Consider the following 2,450-nt stretch of genomic DNA (forward strand, 5'->3'; position numbering starts at 1 on the left):
TGTTAGGATAACCAGAACTGTGATAGCCATCACGTTTAAGTTTAATATGACTATTATTACCAACGTCACAGGCTGCTAGAAAAACAACTGTAGCTAAAGTTATTGCTAGATTTTTGTTATTCATTATTCTGTGCTAGAAAATAGAATTTATAATTTATAGTAGCACTAAAGGTGATTTTTAGAGCTGATTTTCTACAATAATCTCAAAATCAGCTAATAGGCGTTTATTTTTAGATTTTCTCTTAAAATTGCCAAGTATTGTTGTAAGCATTTCCTCCGGAATGCTGCGCAAACAGCGGTCAGCTATCAGCTCTTAATTATTCATTGAAATCTGGTGGAAATTAAAAATCAAATCAATTATTATCCATAAATTGTCAATTATTTCTCCTTCCTGTTCCCTATTTTATGGAGATGTCTATTACTCACATTGCTGATAGCTGAGTGCTAATAGCTGAATGCTTACATATTGTTCAAAATTTTTCTCATAGAAGTGAGTTACCAAGGCGTTGAGTTAAAAAATCAATGAAAGTTTTAACTCTCAAGGAATTACGACGATTCGGTAGATAAAGTGCGTAAATACCTGTATCCATATCTATGTGTGGATAGAACTGAAAATCATTAAGTACAGCTTCGAGAAGACCCCCACGGATATCTTCTCTAATTAACCAGGTTGGCATTAAAATCAAACCAGCACCATCTAAACAAACTTGCCGAAGGACTTCTGAATTATTTGCTACCAACGAGCCATTAACTTTAACTTCACACACCTCTTTGTCTCGTTTAAATCGCCAAATTTCATAACCAGTGGAGCATTGACTTAATCAACGAATAACGATATAATACATATCTAAGCATACCATTAGATAGGCTGCGCTCAATCTCCATGAAATCCATCAGAACCAAACTCAAATTAAATAATAAACAAAAAACTCTGATGGCACAACACGCAGGTTATAGCAGATGGTGCTACAACTGGGGTTTAAGTTTATGGAATGCTGCTTACACAGATGGTTATAAGCCCAACCCTCGTAAACTCAGAGAGGTTTTTACTAATCACACCAAACCCCTCTACCCCTGGATGAAAAACCTCTCATCTAAAGTCTATCAATATGCTTTTATTAACTTGGGTGAAGCATTTAAGAGGTTCTTTCAAGGGTTGGGTAAACGCCCAAGGTTTAAGAAAAAAGGTAAACATGATTCCTTCACAATAGATAATTGTGGGAAACCAATAGAATTAAATGGATGGAATCATAAATTACCTTTTATTGGTATGGTCAAAACTTATGAACCGATTGAAGCAACAACTCAAAAAATAACTATTAGTAGACAGGCTGACGATTGGTATTTAAGTTGCAGCTATGAATTTACTCCGGCTTCAACTCCAAAAACTACTGAAGTTGTAGGTGTTGATTTAGGTGTGAAAACTTTAGCAACCTTAAGCACAGGAGTTGTTTTTGAAGGTACTAAATCTTACAAGAAATTTGAAAACAAGCTCTCTAATTTACAATACCTTAACCGCAATAAAAATATTGGTTCAGCTAACGGTCGGGCAGCACAACTTAAAATTGCCAAGCTACATAGAAAAATAGCTAATATCCGTAAAAACGCACTTCATGAATTGACAACTTATCTAGCTAAAAACCACAGCATTGTGTCAATTGAAGATTTGAATGTTCGCGGTATGTTAGCTAACCATAAGCTAGCTAAGTCTATAGCCGATCAAGGATTTTTTGAGTTCAGGCGACAACTTGAGTACAAGTGTGAGTGGTACGGCTCTAACCTAGTAGTCGTTGATAGATTTTTTCCATCATCAAAGACTTGCTCGAACTGTGGTCATGTTCAGGATATGCCATTAAATGTGAGAACTTTTGATTGCCCTGAATGTGGCAGCTCCATAGACCGCGATCTGAATGCCAGTATTAATTTGAGGGATGCGGTCGGCTTGACCGTCAATGCCTGTGGACGGAGTGCTGCCGACAGTTCCGGTTGAAGCAGGAAGTAAACATTAAAATATCACGCTATGTGACGTTTTATATCAGTTTTATGAAGCAGTGGAAATTCATGCTGGCAATGGTTATTTACCCGATCAATTTCTCCAAGATAATTCTAATCATCGAACAGATGAATATGGAGGTTCGATAGAAAACCGAGCGCGTTTCCTTCTAGAAATTACTCAAGCAGCAATAGATGTTTGGGGAAAAGAAAGAGTAGGGGTGCGTTTATCTCCTAGTAGTACCTTCAACGATATGCATGATTCTAATCCCGCAGCTACTTTCAATTATGTTGCGCAAGAATTAGACCGCTTGGGGATAGGTTATCTTCACGTTGTTGAACCCCGTATCAAAGGTAACGTAACAGTTGAAGATGATGGTAAAGGTTTGGGAGCCAAATTTTTCCGTCCGCTATTTGGTAGAGCAATTATTACTGCAGGTGGATATACTCGCGACACA

General features: G+C 37.3%; 2 protein-coding genes and 1 pseudogene. 2 read left to right on the top strand and 1 reads right to left on the bottom strand.

The window, feature by feature from the left end; translation table 11 throughout:
• Positions 1-482: 482 nt before the first annotated feature.
• A complete protein-coding gene (locus F6K13_RS28355; RefSeq protein WP_287289188.1) occupies positions 483-767 on the bottom strand; it encodes a LysR substrate-binding domain-containing protein in 285 nt (94 codons plus the stop codon).
• Positions 768-877: 110 nt separating this feature from the next.
• On the opposite strand from F6K13_RS28355, the gene F6K13_RS28360 reads away from it, so the two are divergent.
• A complete protein-coding gene (locus F6K13_RS28360) occupies positions 878-1,990 on the top strand; it encodes an RNA-guided endonuclease TnpB family protein (RefSeq protein ID WP_287289189.1) in 1,113 nt (370 codons plus the stop codon).
• A gap of 61 nt (positions 1,991-2,051) precedes the next feature.
• A pseudogene (locus F6K13_RS28365) lies at positions 2,052-2,450 on the top strand (alkene reductase); the annotation flags it as partial.

This window comes from Okeania sp. SIO2B9 (assembly GCF_010672505.1).
GTDB classification, from domain to species: domain Bacteria; phylum Cyanobacteriota; class Cyanobacteriia; order Cyanobacteriales; family Microcoleaceae; genus Okeania; species Okeania hirsuta.